Origin of the sequence: Streptomyces sp. S063 (assembly GCF_002832675.1) — a bacterium.
Taxonomy (GTDB): domain Bacteria; phylum Actinomycetota; class Actinomycetes; order Streptomycetales; family Streptomycetaceae; genus Streptomyces; species Streptomyces sindenensis.
The window spans coordinates 7012149-7028894 of sequence record NZ_CP021707.1; the positions used below are offsets into that span (position 1 = coordinate 7012149).

At 71.7% G+C, this 16746-nt stretch carries 14 protein-coding genes and 3 pseudogenes; 6 read left to right on the forward strand and 11 right to left on the reverse strand.

Annotated features, from left to right (window positions below; genetic code table 11):
• Positions 1-8: 8 nt before the first annotated feature.
• The gene (locus CCZ36_RS31825) at positions 9-1049 is read right to left on the reverse strand and encodes an SCO7460 family lipoprotein (RefSeq protein ID WP_128819136.1); all 1041 of its coding nucleotides are present in this window, start codon (positions 1047-1049) and stop codon (positions 9-11) included.
• A gap of 290 nt (positions 1050-1339) precedes the next feature.
• Between CCZ36_RS31825 and CCZ36_RS31830 the strand changes: the two genes are divergently transcribed.
• Together CCZ36_RS31830 and CCZ36_RS31835 are read left to right on the forward strand one after the other, a co-directional pair.
• On the forward strand, positions 1340-2482 hold the full coding sequence (locus CCZ36_RS31830; RefSeq protein ID WP_199887531.1) for a S1 family peptidase: 1143 nt from the start codon (positions 1340-1342) through the stop codon (positions 2480-2482).
• 238 nt (positions 2483-2720) lie between these two features.
• Positions 2721-3488, forward strand: coding sequence for an isocitrate lyase/PEP mutase family protein (locus tag CCZ36_RS31835; RefSeq protein WP_069736294.1), 768 nt, complete (start codon positions 2721-2723; stop codon positions 3486-3488).
• Positions 3489-3578: 90 nt separating this feature from the next.
• On the opposite strand, the gene CCZ36_RS31840 is transcribed toward CCZ36_RS31835, so the two are convergent.
• The 4 genes and pseudogenes from CCZ36_RS31840 to CCZ36_RS31855 all read right to left on the reverse strand — a co-directional run bounded on the left by CCZ36_RS31840 (position 3579) and on the right by CCZ36_RS31855 (position 8172).
• The gene (locus CCZ36_RS31840; RefSeq protein ID WP_069736371.1) at positions 3579-4940 is read right to left on the reverse strand and encodes a GH1 family beta-glucosidase; all 1362 of its coding nucleotides are present in this window, start codon (positions 4938-4940) and stop codon (positions 3579-3581) included.
• A gap of 20 nt (positions 4941-4960) precedes the next feature.
• A complete protein-coding gene (locus CCZ36_RS31845; protein WP_069736295.1) occupies positions 4961-5854 on the reverse strand; it encodes a carbohydrate ABC transporter permease in 894 nt (297 codons plus the stop codon).
• Positions 5847-6850 (reverse strand): annotated as a pseudogene (locus CCZ36_RS31850) (carbohydrate ABC transporter permease). Before CCZ36_RS31850 ends, CCZ36_RS31845 begins: the two are co-directional and overlap by 8 nt.
• Before the next feature lie 11 nt (positions 6851-6861).
• Positions 6862-8172: an ABC transporter substrate-binding protein gene (locus tag CCZ36_RS31855; protein ID WP_069736297.1), complete on the reverse strand. Its 1311-nt coding sequence runs from the start codon at positions 8170-8172 to the stop codon at positions 6862-6864.
• Between the two features lie 142 nt (positions 8173-8314).
• Between CCZ36_RS31855 and CCZ36_RS31860 the strand changes: the two genes are divergently transcribed.
• Positions 8315-9649, forward strand: coding sequence for an ROK family transcriptional regulator (locus CCZ36_RS31860; RefSeq protein WP_128819137.1), 1335 nt, complete (start codon positions 8315-8317; stop codon positions 9647-9649).
• Here CCZ36_RS31860 and CCZ36_RS31865 read toward each other — a convergent pair.
• The 3 genes and pseudogenes from CCZ36_RS31865 to CCZ36_RS34955 form a co-directional block, all read right to left on the reverse strand.
• Positions 9642-10145: an NUDIX hydrolase gene (locus CCZ36_RS31865; RefSeq protein ID WP_069736372.1), complete on the reverse strand. Its 504-nt coding sequence runs from the start codon at positions 10143-10145 to the stop codon at positions 9642-9644. The two genes, CCZ36_RS31860 and CCZ36_RS31865, sit on opposite strands and share 8 nt — an antisense overlap.
• Positions 10146-10276: 131 nt before the next feature.
• Positions 10277-10438: pseudogene (locus CCZ36_RS31870) on the reverse strand (substrate-binding domain-containing protein); the annotation flags it as partial.
• Positions 10432-10569, reverse strand: a pseudogene (locus CCZ36_RS34955) (LacI family DNA-binding transcriptional regulator); the annotation flags it as partial. The pseudogenes CCZ36_RS34955 and CCZ36_RS31870, both read right to left, overlap by 7 nt.
• A 270-nt stretch (positions 10570-10839) precedes the next feature.
• On the opposite strand from CCZ36_RS34955, the gene CCZ36_RS31880 reads away from it, so the two are divergent.
• Entirely contained in the window at positions 10840-12180 is a 1341-nt protein-coding gene (locus tag CCZ36_RS31880) for a transglycosylase family protein (RefSeq protein WP_069736299.1), read from the forward strand.
• 45 nt (positions 12181-12225) lie between these two features.
• Here the strand turns inward: CCZ36_RS31880 and CCZ36_RS31885 are convergent, their stop codons facing one another.
• A complete protein-coding gene (locus CCZ36_RS31885; RefSeq protein WP_069736373.1) occupies positions 12226-13407 on the reverse strand; it encodes a DMT family transporter in 1182 nt (393 codons plus the stop codon).
• 244 nt (positions 13408-13651) lie between these two features.
• On the opposite strand from CCZ36_RS31885, the gene CCZ36_RS31890 reads away from it, so the two are divergent.
• The gene (locus tag CCZ36_RS31890) at positions 13652-14356 is read left to right on the forward strand and encodes a (2Fe-2S)-binding protein (protein WP_069736300.1); all 705 of its coding nucleotides are present in this window, start codon (positions 13652-13654) and stop codon (positions 14354-14356) included.
• Positions 14357-14361: 5 nt separating this feature from the next.
• Here CCZ36_RS31890 and CCZ36_RS31895 read toward each other — a convergent pair whose 3' ends face one another.
• Entirely contained in the window at positions 14362-14721 is a 360-nt protein-coding gene (locus tag CCZ36_RS31895; RefSeq protein ID WP_079149491.1) for an STAS domain-containing protein, read from the reverse strand.
• Between the two features lie 223 nt (positions 14722-14944).
• A complete protein-coding gene (locus CCZ36_RS31900; RefSeq protein ID WP_069736301.1) occupies positions 14945-15460 on the reverse strand; it encodes a MarR family winged helix-turn-helix transcriptional regulator in 516 nt (171 codons plus the stop codon).
• A gap of 86 nt (positions 15461-15546) precedes the next feature.
• On the opposite strand from CCZ36_RS31900, the gene CCZ36_RS31905 reads away from it, so the two are divergent.
• Positions 15547-16716 carry a PP2C family protein-serine/threonine phosphatase gene (locus tag CCZ36_RS31905; protein ID WP_069736302.1) on the forward strand — a complete coding sequence of 390 codons (1170 nt, stop codon included), beginning with the start codon at positions 15547-15549 and terminating at the stop codon, positions 16714-16716.
• The last annotated feature ends 30 nt before the right edge of the window (positions 16717-16746 follow it).

Genomic DNA, 16746 nt, shown 5'->3' on the forward strand with positions numbered 1-16746 from the left:
CCGGCCCGTCAGTACGGCGGCAGCCGCAGCGCCCCCGTGCCCTCGCGGACGTCGTGGACGAGGCGGATCTCTCCGACCGGGTTGCCGCGCCCGTCCGTGGTCACCAGGGCCGCGTCGTCGGGGTTGACGCACCGCCCGTCCGCCCCCGGCTCGGGGCAGAACAGGACGTAGCCGGTCTGCCGGTCCACGCGGCCCGGTTCCAGCTGCCAGATCCACTGGTAGGTGCTCATCACCACCCGGGGGTAGGTGGCGCGCAGTTGCTCCTCCACCGCGTTCTGCACCGTCTCGCCGAACTTCTCGCGCTCCCGGAACGTGCGGACCACCCGGGCGCGGCCCGTCGTGTCGACCCGGCCCGCCTCGATCTCGTAACTCGCCGAGACGTAGGCGTGCTTGTTGAGCGAGGCCAGCAGGCTGCTCCGGGTGAGCCGCATCACCGTGGGCCAGGAGTCCTTGCCCCGGTCCCGGCGCTCCGCGACGGACGGGGAGACCACGTTCACGTGCGAGGCCTGAGCCTTCGCCAACGTGCTGTCCGCCCCGCTCGCGGTGACCCAGCGCTGGACGCACTCCCCGATCTCGCCGAGCACCTTCGCCACGGTGGCGTTCGTCAGCTCGGCGATCACGTAGGGCGACGTGCCGGTCGTGCCCAGGGCGATGAGCTCGTAACCGCAGGCGTCGAAGGCGCCCCGGAGCGTACGGAAGTCCTCGGCCTGCTGCCGGCCGCGCTGCAGGGCCTCGGCCAGCACGCCCGCACACTCCTTCCGGTCGCACATGCGCCGGTCCGCCGAGTCCGCGTCGATGCGGAGCCGGACCACGGCGTCGCGGTCGTCGGTCACCGCGAACGCGACCTCCGAGCCACCGGATCCCGGGAAGAGCGTGCGGGCCTCGATCGCCTTGAGCTGCCCGGGGAAGTGCTTCTCGGCCACCTCCTCCGCGGCTCGGCGGTCGTCCTTCGTGTCCATGACGCCGCACGCGCCCAATACCACGACCAGCGAACCCGCCAGTGCGCCGGTGAGCGCTGTTCTCCACCGTCTACGGCGTGATCCGGCCATGTTCTGCTCCTCCACCTGGTCCTGCCACCGGGTCCTGCCCCGTGTTCCTGTGACCGTAGGGCCAGTCCCCGCGGGCCGGATGAGTACGCCTACTCAACCCGGGTGCGCACGGCGCCCCGAACCCTTCCGGCACACCTCTGTCATTGGCATGGACCTGACTCTGTAACTCCGCTACAGTCCGGGAACGGCACATCTGAGAGCGCTCTCAAGCGGCACGATCGGATCGCGCTCCCGGACGCCTCCCGTTCCACCCCCACGTCGTCGTTGGAACCACAGGAAGGGTCACTCCCTTGAGACACGCAACCCTGCTGCGGACCGGTCTGTCCGCGCTCCTGGTACTCGGAGCCTGGACCGCCGCCGGTCCGGTGTCTGCCTCCGCCGCGCCCGCCCCCGCCGAACCCGCCGCCTCCGCTGCCCTGCTCTCCGCGATGCAGCGCGATCTCGGCCTCACCGAGAAGCAGGCCCTCACCCGGCTCGCCGACGAGAAGGCCGCCACCGCCCTGGAGAAGAAGGCGCAGCGCGCCGCCGGCTCCGCCTTCGGGGGATCCTGGCTCGACGCGAAGACCGGCAAGCTCACCGTCGCGGTCACCACCACCGAGAAAGCTGAAGCCGTACGGGCGACCGGTGCCGACACCCGGCTCGTCGAGCACTCGGCCAAGAGCCTCGACGCGGCCAAGGCGCGGATCGACGCCCTGAAGGCCCCGTCCGGTGTGAGCAGCTGGCACGTCGACCCGGCCACCAGCCGTGTCGTCGTGAACGTCGTCGCCGCAGAGCAGGGTGACAACGATGTCCGCGCTTTCGTCGCGAAGGCCCGCAAAGCCGGTCCCGTCACGGTGAGGACGACCGCCCAGGCCCCGCAGACCTTCGCCGCCGGAACGGTCGGCGGCGACCCGTACTACACGGGCAACGTCCGCTGCTCCATCGGCTTCTCCGTGCACGGCGGCTTCGTCACCGCCGGGCACTGCGGCGGCGTCGGCCAGCAGGTCCGCGGCTGGGACAACTCCTACATCGGCAACTTCCAGGGCTCGTCCTTCCCCGGTAACGACTACGCCTGGGTGAACGTCGGCAGCGGGTGGTGGACCGTGCCGGTCGTGCTCGGCTGGGGCACCGTTCCCGACCAGCTCGTCCGTGGCTCGAACGAGGCCCCCATCGGCGCCTCGATCTGCCGCTCCGGTTCCACCACGCGCTGGCACTGCGGCCGCGTCCTCGCCAAGAACGAGACCGTCAACTACAGCCAGGGCGCGGTCCACCAGATGACCAAGACGAGCGTCTGCGCCCAGGGCGGCGACTCCGGTGGCTCGTTCATCAGCGGCGACCAGGCCCAGGGCGTCACCTCCGGCGGCTGGGGCAACTGCACCAGCGGCGGCGAGACCTGGTACCAGCCGATCAACGAGATCCTCAACCGGTACGGCCTGAGGCTGCACACCGCCTGATCCCGGGGGAGCCGTCCCGCCGTTCTCCCGGGCGGAGCGGTCCCCGGCGGCACGACGTAGGACCAGTGAGCGGCCCCGCCGGTGCGCGGGGCCGCTTCGTGGGGCTACTCGCGCTACGAGTTCGGCGTCTACCGGCGCTGGTCCGGCGGGGCCCGCAACGCCTCCGCGCCGCCCCGACCCCGCTGCCGCCGCGGGCTCGTCGCGTCGTTCTCGGACGATGCGGGGTAGCGTCCTCGGCATGGACTTTGGAACCACCGTTGAGCGCGCTCAACGCCTCAAGCAACTGCATGCCGACCACAAACCGCTCGTGCTGCCCACCGTCTGGGACGTCTGGTCCGCGCGGACCGCGGTCGCCGCGGGCTTCCCCGCGCTGACCATCGGCAGCCACCCGCTCGCCGACTCCCGCGGGGCCGAGGACCAGGAGGGCCAGACCTTCGAGGAGGTGCTCGCCGCCGTCAGGCCGATCATCGCGGCGGTCGACGTCCCCGTCTCCGTGGACCTGGAATCCGGCTACGGCCAGAAGCCCGCGGATCTCGTCGCAGGTCTGATCGAGGCCGGCGGTGTCGGTCTCAACGTCGAGGACACCGTCCACTCCGAGGGCGGACGCGTGCGCGGCACGCAGGAGCACGCGAGCTACGTCGCGGGTCTGCGTGCCGCGGCCGACGACGCGGGCGTCCCGGTCTGGGTCAACGGGCGCACCGACCTCTTCGTGCACGCGGAGAAGCCCTCCGACGTCCTCGACGAGGTGATCGAGCGGCTGCGCGCCCTGGAGCAGGCCGGCGCCGACAGCGTCTACCCGGTGCGCATCCAGGACGACGACGAGCTGCTCGCGGCGGTGACCGCGGCCGTCGCCGTTCCGGTGAACACCACGGCGCATCCCGTCAAGCACGACCTGGAGCGTTTCCGCCGCCTCGGCGTCGGCCGCGTGACCTACGGTCCGCTGCTCCAGTTCGCGTTGACGGACGCGATGAAGGACATGCTGAAGCCGTGGGCGCCCTCCTCCTAGCGGCTGCCCGGCGATGCGAAAAGCCCTCCGGCCGCGACGGGAGTGTGCCGCGGCCGGAGGACTGCCGGGGAGAGGCGGGAGAGAAGCGGGTCAGGCGGCCGTCCGGCCGGCGCGGCGTACCGCGTGCTCCCGGACCAGCTCCGCGTACCGGAGCCCGCTGCTCTTGACCGTACGGCGCTGCGTCGCGTAGTCCACGTGGACCAGGCCGAACCGCTTGTCGTAGCCGTACGCCCACTCGAAGTTGTCCATCAGGGACCAGGCGAAGTAACCGGCCAGCGGGGCGCCCTCGGCGACCGCGCGGGCGCAGGCGGCGAGGTGCTCCTCCAGATAGCGGACGCGCTCCGGGTCGTGCACCGAGCCGTCCGCCGCGACGACGTCCTCGTACGCCGAACCGTTCTCGGTGACGTAGATCCGCGCGACGCCGTACTCCTCGGTCAGCCGCAGCAACAGCTGCTCCAGGCCCTCCGCGTGGACCTCCCAGTCCATGTGGGTGAGCCGGGCGCCGGGGACGGGGACCTGCCGGGCGTGCGGTGCGGTCCCGTCGGGGTCGGCGGTGACGATCTGCCGGAAGTAGTAATTCAGCCCCAGCCAGTCCAGCCGGGCCGCGATCGCCTCCAAGTCGCCTGGCTGGATCGGGAGTTCGACACCGTACTCCTCCACCATGTCCTGCGGGTAGCCGCGGCCCAGGATCGGGTCCAGCCACCAGCGGTTGATGTGGCCGTCGGCACGGCGGGCGGCGGCGAGGTCGGCCTCACTCCCGCTCGCCGGCTCGATCGGGCTGAGGTTGTTGACGATGCCGACCCGGGCGTCCGAGGAGGCCGCCCGGATCGCCCGGACGGCGAGACCGTGGCCCAGGTGCAGATGGTAGGAGGCGCGCACGGCGGCGGTCAGGTCGGTGAGGCCCGGGGCCATCCGGCCCTCCAGGTGCCCGATCCAGGCCGAGCACAGCGGCTCGTTGAGCGTCGCCCAGTCCTTCACCCGGTCGCCCAGGCGTTCGACCACATGGGAGGCGTACGCCGCGAAGTGTTCCGAGGTCTCCCGTACGGTCCAGCCGCCCCGGTCCTGGAGCACCTGCGGCAGGTCCCAGTGGTAGAGCGTGGCGAACGGGGTGACGCCCGCCTCCAGCAGTCCGTCCACGAGCCGGTCGTAGAAGTCCAGGCCCGCCTTGTTGACCGGCCCGTCACCGCCGGGCACGACGCGCGGCCAGGCGATCGAGAAGCGGTACGCGTCCGCGCCGAGCCGCTTGATCAGGCCGATGTCCTCGGGGACCCGGTGGTAGTGGTCGCAGGCCACGTCGCCCGTGTCGCCGCCGTCGACCTTGCCGGGGGTGTGCGAGAACGTGTCCCAGATGGAGGGGGAGCGGCCGTCCTCGGCCACGGCCCCCTCGATCTGGTACGCGGCGGTGGCGACGCCCCAGGTGAAGTCGGCCGGGAGTGCGTTGAGGTCGGACACGTACTGCCTTTCTGTGAAGGTCACTTGACGGCTCCGGCGGTGAGGCCGGCCACCAGGTAGCGCTGGAGGAGCAGGAAGCCGACGACGATCGGGACGCTGACGACGAGGGACGCGGCCATGACCTGGTTCCAGTACACGTCGTTCTGCGTGGCGTAGCCCTGGAGGCCGACGGAGAGGGTCCGGGTGGCGTCGTTCGTCATGACGGAGGCGAAGAGCACCTCGCCCCAGGCCGTCATGAAGGAGTAGACGGAGACCGCGACGATGCCCGGCACGGCTGCCGGTACGACGACCTGGAAGAGCGCGCGGACCGGGCCGCAGCCGTCGACCAGGGCCGCTTCGTCCAGGTCCCGGGGGATGGAGTCGAAGTACCCGATCAGCATCCAGATGGAGAACGGCAGCGAGAACGTCAGGTAGGTGAGGATGAGTCCGCCGCGCGATCCGTACAGCGCGACGCCGGTGCTGTTGCCGATGTTGACGAAGATGAGGAACAGCGGGAGCAGGAAGAGGACCCCCGGGAACATCTGCGTGGAGAGCACGGTGACGGTGAAGACCCGCTTGCCCCGGAACCGGTAGCGGCTCACCGCGTACGCCGAGAACACCGCGATCGTCACCGACAGCACCGTCGCCGAGCCCGCCACGATCAGGGAGTTGACGAAGTACTTGGCGAGCGGGACGGTCTCCCAGATATCGAAGTACGGCTGGATCGTCAGCGTCGACGGGAACCACTGGAACTTCCCCGACACGTCCTGGAGCGGCTTCAGCGAGCTGCTGACCATGACGTAGACCGGCAGCAGGACGAAGCCGGCGAGCAGGGTCAGGATGATGCGCCGAGTCCACAGGAAGGACTGCGGGGCCGCCATCGGCGAGCGGGCCCGCGACCGGGCGGTGCGGGTCGGCCGGGTGAGGCTAGACATCGGCGCCCTTCCTTCCGCGCGACGTGAGGAACAGGTAGACGGCCGTCACGATCAGCAGGAAGAGCAGCAGCAGGACGGACATCGCCGATCCGGTGCCGAAGTTCCAGGTGACGAACGACGACTGGTAGATGTGGATCGAGATCAGGTCCGCGTTCTCCGGCGCCGACTTCCCGAACAGCACGAACGGGGTGTTGAAGTCGTTGAACGTCCACAGGAAAAGCACCAGGACCAGTACCTGGTTGACCGGGCGCAGCGAGGGCAGTGTGATCCGGCGGATCTGCTGCCAGATGCCCGCGCCGTCGATCGAGGCGGCCTCGTACAGCTCGCGCGGGATGTTCTGGAGCCCGGCCATCAGCATGAGGAAGGCGAACGGCCAGCCCTTCCACACCGAGACGATGATCAGGGTGTAGAGGCTGTTGTCGCCGATCAGCCAGAACGACGGCTCGTCCGTGAGGCCGAGTTGGTCGTGCAGGACGTGGTTGATCATCCCGTTGTCCCGCTGGAACATGAACGCCCAGGTGATGACGGCCGCGTAGACCGGCAGGGCGTACGGGACCAGGAAGATCGTCCGCAGCACGCCCCGGCCCCGGAAGCTCTCCTGGAGCAGGATCGCTGCCGCTGTGCCGAGCAGCCAGGCCAGGCCGACGGAGAAGAACGTGAAGACGCAGGTGACGAAGAACGAGTGGAGCAGGGCCTCACCGATCGGCGCGTTGACATCGACGGCGATCTGGTAGTTGTCGAGGCCGGACCAGGGCGCGGCGCCCCAGTTGCTGATGAAGAACTGCGTGAGCTGCCGGAAGCTCATCACGATCCCGATGACCATCGGGATGATGTGGATGAGGAGTTCCAGCAGGACGGCGGGCAGAAGCAGGAGATAGGGTGGCGGATCCGGTCGGGGATGCGCGGCAGTCTCCTGCGCGCACCCCCGGTGCCCCGGCTCGTCCCCCTGCCGGCCGACGTGTCGGCCTCGGGGTCCGTGATGACGGTGGCGGTCATGGATCAGGGCCTCACTGCTGCATCGTCTGCTGGGCCTTCTCCAGGCGCGCCCTGACCGACTCCTCGGTCACAGGGCGTCCGGCCGCCGCGTCCGCCCACAGCTCCTTGACCGCCGTGCCCACGGCCGTCTCGAACTGCGACTCGTTGGGAACCTGGGGGAGCGGGGCGGCGCTGGTGGCGAGGGTGTCGCGCAGGACCTTGAGGTCGGGGGCCGCGAACGCGTCGTCGGCCTGGGCGGCCTTGACCGGCGGGATGGAGCCGTAGGTTTTGTTGAGCAGCTTCTGCTCGGCGTCGCTCGTCATGAACTTCACGAACTTCTTCGCACCGTCGATGTTCTTGCTGTTCTTGAACACCGCCATGTTGATGCCCGCGACCATGGAGTTGACCTGCTTGCCGGTGCCCGGGGCGCCCGAAGGGACCGGCACCGGGGCCGCGCCCCAGTCCTCCGGCTTCATGCCCTGGGCGGCGAAGGTGGAGGCGGCCGCCTGCCACAGCACCATCGCCGTCCTGCCCTTGGCGAAGTCGGTGAGCGACTGGTTCTGGGCGTACTCCGCGTTGCCCGGGGCGATGATCTTGTCCTTGGCCATGAAGTCGATGTACTGCTTCACCGCCGCGACCGCACCGTCCGAGGTGAACGTCGCCTTGCCGTCCTCGTCGAAGAAGTCGGCGCCGTGCTGCCGGCCCAGGACGAAGGTCTGGTGGATGTTGTTGGAGAGGTTGCCTCCCTCGGCGCCCAGCCCCCACTTGCCGTCCTTGGATATCTTCCGGCCGGCCGCGACCAGCTCGTCCCAGGTGGCCGGGGGCTTCTCGACGCCCGCCTCGGCGAACATCTTCTTGTTGTAGTAGAGGGCGTACGCCAGCGAGTACAGCGGCACCGCGGCGGGCGGTTCGCCCTCCTTGCCGGCCGAGGCGACCGCCGAGTCGACGAAGCGGTCCCGGCCGCCGATCGCCTCGAAGTTCTTGTCGTCCCACGGCAGGAGTGCGCCGGTCGCCTGGAGCGAGGCCGACCAGGTGTTGCCGATGTTCAGCACGTCCGGGCCCTGACCGGAGGTGGTGGCCGCGAGGATCCGGTTGAGCAGGTCGGCCCACGGCACCACCTCCAGCTTCACCTTGATCCCGGTCTCCTTCTCGAACTTCTTCAGCTCGGGAGTGAGGATCTTCTTGTCGGCCTCGATGCTGGGGCCCTGGTTGGACGCCCAGTAGGTGAGGGTCTTCGGCGACTCGTTGCTGCCGCCCGACGTGGTTCCCCCACCACATCCGGTGGCGGCCACGGCGATGGAGAGGGCGAGGGTGACGGCGCTTGCGGCTCTGAGGTGACGCATGAGAGGTGGCCCCTTTCCGGGGGTGGCTGCGTTCGGGAACCGAACGGCCTCCATGGCTTAATTTATGCTGTGAGTTAAGAGGTGAGAGAAGGTCGCGTCAAGGCCTCGGGCCGGGGTATGTTCCTGGACGGGAAGGAGCACCATGGCCGAGCGCAACAGACGAACCGTGCGTGACCTGCGGCGGGGCAACCGGGCGCGGGTATTGCAACGGTTGTATTTCGACGGCCCGCTGAGCCGTCAGGAGCTCGGCCCGGTCACGGGCCTGAGTTCAGGCTCCATCAGCAACGTCGTCGCGGAGCTGTCCGCCGAGGGCCTGCTGGAGGAGGCCGGCATCGTCGACTCCGACGGCGGCCGCCCCCGTACGCTGCTGCGCGTCGCCCCGGACGGCGGCCTCCTCATCGGCATCGACATCGGCGAGACCCGGGTCCGCGTCGAGCTGTTCGACCTCTCCCTCACCGAACTGGCCCGCACGGAACGGCTGCTGGCCCAGCACGGTTACGACGTCGAGCGCATCGTCGCCCATGTCCGCACCGGCGTCGCGCACGTGTTGCGCGACGCGGGCGCCGACCCGGGCCGGCTCCTCGGCATCGGGATCGGGGTCCCCGGCATCATCGAGCGCGACGGCCCGGAAGGTCCCGACGGCACCCGTGGCGCGGTGGTGCACGGCCAGACGATCGGCTGGCGGGCGGTCCCCTTCGAACAGCTGCTGCGCGAAGCGGTCGACGTACCGCCCGAGGTGCCGCTCTTCATCGACAACGGCGCCAAGACGCTCGGCCAGGCCGAGATGTGGTTCGGCGGTGGGCGGGGCGCGGGAGCCGCCGCCATCGCCCTGATCGGCTCGGGTGTGGGTGCCTGCGTCGACCGCGGTGACATCCTCGACGAGGACCGCACCAGCCTCGCCCTCGAATGGGGCCACACCACCGTTCAGCTCCGAGGCCGCCGGTGCCGCTGCGGGTCCATCGGCTGCCTGGAGGCGTACGCGGGCGCGGAAGCCCTGCGCGAGCGCTGGCGCGAGGCGGGCGGCCCGCTGCCCGAGGACGCCGACGACGAGACCGCGCTCGCCGCCCTGCTCACCGCCGCCTACCCGGCACGCCGGGGCGCCACCCCGGACCCGGTGGCCCTCGCGCTGCTCGACGAGACGGCCGAATGCCTCGGCGCGGCCCTCGCCGACCTGGTGAACCTCTTCCTGCCCGAGCGGGTCCTGATCGGCGGCTGGGCGGGCCTTCTCCTCGGCCCGCGCCTGCTGCCGGAGATCCGCCGGTACGCGAACGGGTACGCCCTGAGTCATGCGGCGGCCCGCACCACCATCGAGATGGGCCGCCTCGGCCCGGACGCGGTCACCGTGGGCGCGGCCACACTCCCGCTCGCCGACTTCCTGACCCGGGGCGGCAGCCGTCCGGAGCCGGTAGGGCCGGGCATCCCGCCGCGTACGGCCGTCGAGGCGGTACGGGAGCGGCACCGGACCTCGGTCACCTGAGAGGACGCGCCTCCTCGGGCCGGCCCGCCGCCTCGCCCCGCGCGACCCAGCGCGGGTCCACCCGGCCCAGGTGCGCGTCCTGGGCGTCGGCGAGCGGGTGCGCCAGGGGGAGCGGCGCGAACCGGCAGGCGAACCGCATCCCCGCGTCGTCCCCGTCGCCACGGGCCCGGTGCTCCCACTCCACGGGGCCGTCCGGCGGGGCGTCGAGCAGGAGGTAGGTGGTCAGCCGGGGCCGGCCGGTCCCGGGATGCGGCCGGCCGTCCACCGCGATCCGCCGGACGACGCGGGCCTCGGTCAGCCCGGTCTCCTCGGCAACCTCGCGCAGCACGGCCCGCTCCGGATCCTCGCCGGGCGCGACACCGCCCGCGGGCACCTGGGTGCCGGCCTCGGGGAAGTCCACGTGGTCGAACACCAGCAGAGCGGGGGAGGGGTGACGCCGGATCACATAGGCGGCGACCCGGACGCGGGGCGGGGGAGAGGGCAGGGAAGGGGCCATGAACGGATCCTGCCGCACGCCGGTGAGCCCCTCGCCCAACAGGTCCCGGAGGCAACGTCGTTCAGGTCTGCACCCACCACTCGCCCAGTCGACACGTCCGTGGTCCCGCGGTCCCGGGCGTCCGTCGTCCAGGCCGAGCTCCGCACCACCGGCTCCGGCTCGAAGATCACGGAGATCACCGGGCCGTCCGGCCGCTCCGACCGGTCCAGCAGCAGGCGGGTCATCTCCGCGGCCATCCCCTCCACCGGCCGGCGGACCGTGGTCAGCGGCGGACGGCAGGCCAGTGCCGCACCGCCTCCTGGATCACCGGGTCGACATGGCGCACCCCGTTGGCGACCCGGGAGACGGTGGCGCGGGAGACGCCGGCGGCTCGCGCCACGTCCTCCAGGGCGGGTGCTCCGCCCGCCCGCCGATCATCCGTCATGGGCGTCCTCATAGCCTGACGGAGAGCGCTCTCCATCGATGGCCGCCCTGTGGTTCCCGACGGGCCGACGCCACGTCTCAGCCAGGTTGGGCCTGGCCGGAAGAGTCCCCCGAGGGCTGAACGCATCCAGGTGAAGGGCGTTCAGGGCGGCGGTATTCGGCCATGGACCGGCCAGGGGCGGCCGAGTCTCACGTTTTGCTTGTGATCAGTCACTCTGCGGACCTACGTTGCCCCTTGCGAGATGTACCGAAGCCAGTGGGGGAGCCACGTATGGCCGCGACCGGACGGCACCGCAGATATCAGCCCAGTCGAATCAACCGTGCCTCACTCACGGTGACGGCGGGCGGCGCGGGCATCGCGCTCCCACTCATCACCGCGGCCTCGGCCGGGGCCGCCTCGGGCGAGGTCTGGGAGAAGGTCGCCGCGTGCGAGTCCAGCGGCAACTGGACCGTCAACACCGGCAACGGCTACTACGGCGGGCTCCAGTTCACCGCCTCGACCTGGGCCGCCTTCGGCGGCACGCAGTACGCCCCACGCGCCGACCTCGCCACCAGGGATCAGCAGATCGCCATCGCCGAACGGGTGCTGGACGGGCAAGGGCCCGGGGCCTGGCCCACCTGTTCCGTACGGGCGGGGCTCACGCGCGGCGGCGACGCACCCGAGACCGCCCCGGGGACCGGGACCGCCCCGCAGAGCGCGGGCAGCCGGACGGCCCAGGCAGCGGCGGCGCCGCAGAGCGCACCGCCCAGGAAGGCGCAGACCCGTCCCGCCGCGACGACGCCCACCCACGTGCCGGGCAAGCGTGACGCGTACACCGTCGCGAGCGGCGACTCCCTCTCCGGGATCGCGGCCGACCGTCGGGTCCCCGGCGGCTGGCAGGGCCTCTACGCCGCCAACCGCACCGTCGTCGGGGACGACCCGAATCTGATCTTCCCCGGACAGCGGCTGAGCCTGGACGGGAGCCGGGCCCCGAAGGCGGGGGAGGGGGCGAGCGCCGGGAAGCCCGCACGGCAGACCGCTCCGAAGCCCTCGGCCGCCGCGCCCGGGACGAAGAAGACGGACCAGCGCCGGGCCGAGCCCAAGAAGGAAGCCCCCAAGCAGCGGGCGCCCAAGAAGGAAGCGCCCGAGCGCCAGGCCCCGAAGCAGGAGGCGCCGAAGAAGGCCGCCCCCAAGAAGGAGCAGCCCGCCCCGGAACGGGCCGTGCGGCACTCCGGCTTCAGCGCCCCGGTCGCAGCCGGCACCGGCACCCCGTACCGCCAGGCCGGCTCCTGGTCCAGCGGCTACCACACCGGTGTGGACTTCCCCGTGCCCACCGGGACATCCGTGAAGTCGGTGGCCCCGGGCCGCGTCGTCTCGGCCGGCTGGGCCGGAGCGTACGGCTACGAGGTCGTCATCCGGCACAGTGACGGCAAGTACAGCCAGTACGCCCATCTCTCCGCGCTCCACGTGCGCGCCGGGCAGTCGGTCTCCGGCGGGCAGCGCATCGCCCGCTCCGGTTCCACCGGCAACAGCACAGGGCCCCACCTGCACTTCGAGATCCGCACGGGCCCCGGCTACGGCTCGGACGTCGACCCGCTCGCCTACCTGCGAGCAGGCGGCGTCAGGGTCTGACCCTCTGCCTGCCTGCGAGCGGCGGCGTCGGGCCTGACCGTCCGGCTACCTCCGGGCGGGCGGCAACAGGGTCTCGACCCTCCGCTCGGAGCGGGAGCGTCGCAGGGTGGCTCCGCCGCGCCGCTGCTGCTCCCCGAGCGGGCTCGGCGTGCCGAACTCCACCTGCGGCACGGCGCGCCCCGGCGGCAGGGGCGACGACTTGGCAGCCGTGGGCGGCGGACCCGACGCCGGTTCCGGGACGGCCGACCGAGCGGACGCATCGGACGACCCCGAGCGGCCTCTGTCCTCCTGCCCGTCCGCGCCGCGGATTGCGTCCCCCACGCCCGGGCCGCCGGCCGGGACCGCGAGCCGGGCGCCGGGGCCCGCCGGCTCCGGGTCGGCCCACGCCTCGTCGGCATGTTCCCGATCCATCCGCTCCCGCGTCAGCATGATGAGGCCCGCCGCGGCCAACGCCCCGCAGGACAGGGCCAGGACGGTGCCGGGAGCACCGAGCCGGAAGTGCTCGCCGAACAGGGTGATGCCGATGGCGGCGGCCACCACCGGGTTGACCACCGTCACCGTCGCCAGCGGGGCCGTGAGTCCCGCGCCCCGGTACGCCGCCTGGGACAGGAACAGGCCCGCCGCGGCGAGCCCGGCGATCACCAGCAGCGGCAACGCACCCGAGCGCACCGAACCGGACGTCCACTCCACGGCCACCGTCTTCGTGAACACCGAGGCCATACCGAACGCCGCGCCCGCGCCCGTGGCGAGGACGATGCTGCGCAGGACCGGCCGGCGCAGCGTACGGGAGAGGGCGACGAGCGCGGCGACGGCCCCGAACGTCACCGAGGCCAGCAGCGCCTGCTCGGCACCGTTCAAAGTGTGCGGCTCGGCGTTCCCCGTGAGCGCCAGCAGTCCGCCGAGCCCGGCCGTCGCCATCAGCGCCCCGCGCCATGCCGTCGCCCCGGCCCGCCGCCCGACGAACAGGGCCGCCATCGGCAGCGCGAAGACGATCGTCAGCGCTCCGAGGGGCTGGACCAGGCTGAGCGGACCGTAGGCGAGCGCCACCACGTGCAGGACCGCGCCGATGCCGTTGAGGACGACGGCGACCCACCACACGCTGTTGCGCAGCAGGGCGTGCCAGGCGTTGTCATCGGTCGTGGCCACGCGCTCCTGGATGATCGCCCCGGCCGCGTAGGCGACCGCGGAGATCAGTGACAACAGCACGGACAACGCAAGGGAGCTCATGTACACCACGATGTCCCGTCCGGGGCCCCACGTCGTCGTCCTTGAGTCTCCACTTCGGCGTACTGCCCCAGTAGTACGCCCGTCGGACCGACGTCCTCCTCCCGACGGTAGTCCTGCCGCCCCCAGCCGTCAGAAGTTGGCGCCCGGCGGATACGGTGAGCCGCTGGGAGGCCACAGCCGGTGTTCGCGGGGCCGGTCTTTGGAGCGGGACCGCGGACGGACCGGAAACGGAGGGGAGCAGGCCATGGACCTGGCACTATTGGCATCGGTCGGAGGATTCTTCGCGCTGCGGACCACCCCGGTGGCGGACGGCGGACACCGGCCGCTGGAACGGCTGTACGCGGGCGAGAACGATCCGCTCGCCGCGCGTGTCGACCGGGTCGCGACGCGGCTCAGGACCCCCGAGCGCCGGGTCGCCGCCTCCATCGCCCACCTCGGGCTCGCCGCGCGGCTCTGGTCCATCGCTCTGGGACCGGCCGCGCTGTTCGGACGGATCCCCGCCCTGGCCCCCGGACACCTGCACTGGGACCCGGCGTCCACCTCCCCGGACGACCTGTGGCTCGCGGGGACGGCCGAACTGCCCGGCACGGCGGCCCGGATCCGAGAGGAGGTCCAGTACGGGCACCTGGTCCCGCTGGCCGAGGCGTTCCGGCGGGACGGGAACATTTCGCCGCAACTGCTGCGGGGCAACGCGGGATCCGCGCTCGCCGGGGCCGTACGCGAACTCGTCGCCTTCGCGCGCGGCCACGACCGGCCGGACGTGGCCGCACGGGCCCGCGCCCTGGCGGCCGAGCTCTTCGACGACGAGGCGCTGCGCGGCACGGGTTCCCCACACGGTCCGGCGTTCCGCCGGCGCAGTTGCTGCCTGTACTGGCGCTGTCCCGGCGGCGGGCTGTGCGGCGACTGCGTGTTCGACCGGGCGCCCGGCTCCGCTCGGGCCGAGGCCTGACGCCGTCAGGAAGGTACGGCGTCGATGGCGTCGTCCACGGACGGCAGGACGGGCAGGGCGCTGTCGAGGCCGATCATGCCGATCAGGCGTTGCATGAACGGGGACGGGGCCGCCAGCCGCAACCGGTCGCCGAGCGCCGTCTGCCCCTGAAGGAGCACGTTCACCGTCGTCGAATCCGCGAAACCCACGCCGGAGAGATCCACGACGACCGGGCCCGAGCCGTCGTCGGCGGCGGAGGACAGGGCCAGACCCAAGGGTGTGACGCTGTCGATGTCGAGGTCTCCCGACACGGAGAGAACCAGAGCTTCCCGCTCCCGCCGGGTGGTGATTCTGACGGCTCTGTCCTCGTTGGGCGATGAAAGCACGGAAGGCACCTCGGGCGGGATCGGAAGGGAGCGGGGAGCCGTGTCGCCGGACGGGTCGGCATTGTTCCGTCCCTGGTCGCGGCGGGGTAACGGGGTAACGATAGAAGTAACAGTTGCCATTTGACAACATTCTCCATCGGGTAACAATCTGATCCCCGGCGGTTGATCGTCCGGCGGTCGACGGCGGAGTGCCGATGAATGCGGAAGCAGGGGCTGGATGAGGCTAGGCGCTGTCGGCGACATCATTGCGGAGCGGGGAGGCGTCCGTGCCTCTTTGCGGAGAAAGGCGCTCCGAAGCCGCGGCGTGGAAGGCCGCGAGACCGTCCGTGAGCGCGGCGAGGTCGGCGGGAGCCATCCGCTCCAGCACCGCGTTCAGCTCGGCGGCGCGCAGGGCCCGGTACTCTTCGAGAAGGGCGCGGCCGCGCATGCTCAGCCGCAGTTCCACCTCGCGTCGGCTGGTCGGGCTGGGCGCCCGCAGGACGAGCCCCATCGCCTGCATCCGGTCGCAGAGCCGGCTGACGGAGGGGGCGCGCGAGCCCAGGGCCTCACCCAGGGCCCGCAGGTTGGTGCCCTCCTGCCTCTCGATCACGAGCAGGGCCCGGAGCTGGGAGGGCGATACGGTTCCCGAAGCGGCGGATTCCTGGCCCCGGCCCCACAACACCTCCAGCAGCTCCGAGGCGGCGACGGCGTAGGCGGACGCCTGTTCGCTGCTGCTCGGGCGGAATCCTCGGTGGGGCATTCAGCCACTGTGTCACCCGCCACCCCCGCTTGTCAGCCCGAGCCCGGCCCTTACCACGTCGCAGGACGAAGATTGCGCGAGAGACCGTGAACAGACGAACGGACATCGAGGCCGCCGTGCGGGCCGCAGCACCGCACGCCCTGCTGGCCACCCTGCGCACCCAGCTCAGCGCCGCCTACGGGGCCCTCGCGGTGGAGCTGCACCTCGCCGACTACGGTCTGCGGGTCCTGAAGTCGCTGGACCGGCCCGATGCCGACAGCGAGCCGCTCTCCCTCCACCACAGCCCCGAGGGCCGGGCGTTCGACAGCCAGGAGCCCCGCGAACAGCAGGTCCGGCACAACGACGCCGTCGATCACTACCTGCCCGTCACCGTACGGGGCGAGCGGCTCGGCATCCTCACCGTCCGGCTGCCCCAGGCGCTGTCCACCTCTGAGCTGGTCGGCGAACTGACCCACGTCGCCGACCTGCTGGGACACGAGATCCTGGTCGCCGAGCGGGACACCGACCTGTATCAGCGCGCCCGGCGCACCAGCCGTCTCACCCTCGCCGCGGAGATGCAGTGGCAGTTGCTGCCCGCCCGCGCCTGCACCGCCGCCGAGTTCGCCATCGGGGCCCAACTGGAGCCCGCGTACGCCATCCACGGCGACAACTTCGACTGGGCCGCCGACGGCGACGAGCTGACCCTCGCGGTGACCAACGGCATGGGCGAGGGCATACAGGCCTCCCTCCTCACCAACCTCGCCGTCAACGCACTGCGCAACGCCCGCCGGGCCGGCATCGGCATCGCGGACCAGGCGGCCCTCGCCGACCAGGCTCTCTACGACCAGCACCGCGGAGCCTCCCACGTCTCCACCCTGCTGCTCCGTTTCGAGCTGGCGACGGGGCGGGTCGGCGTCGTCGACGCGGGGTCGCCGCAGCTGTGGATCCAGCGTGGCCGTTCGGTCCGCCGGATGGAGCTGGAGGCCCAGCTGCCGCTCGGCATGTTCGAGGAGTCGCAGTACACGGTCCAGGAGTTCCAGGTCGAGCCCGGCGACCGGCTGCTGCTGTTGAGCGACGGCGTGTACGACGCGGTGTCCCCGATCGGGGAGGCGTACGGGGACCGCATGCTGGCCCGCGCCATCCAGTCGACACGGCTGCTGCCCGCCGCCACCGTCCCGCGCGCGATGCTCGGCGAGCTGGCGGAGTACCGGGTCACGGAGACGCTGGACGATGCGCTCGTGCTGTGCCTGGACTGGTTCGGTCGGCAGAACGGCTGACCGGAAAGGGGGACCGGCAGGCCCTCCCGG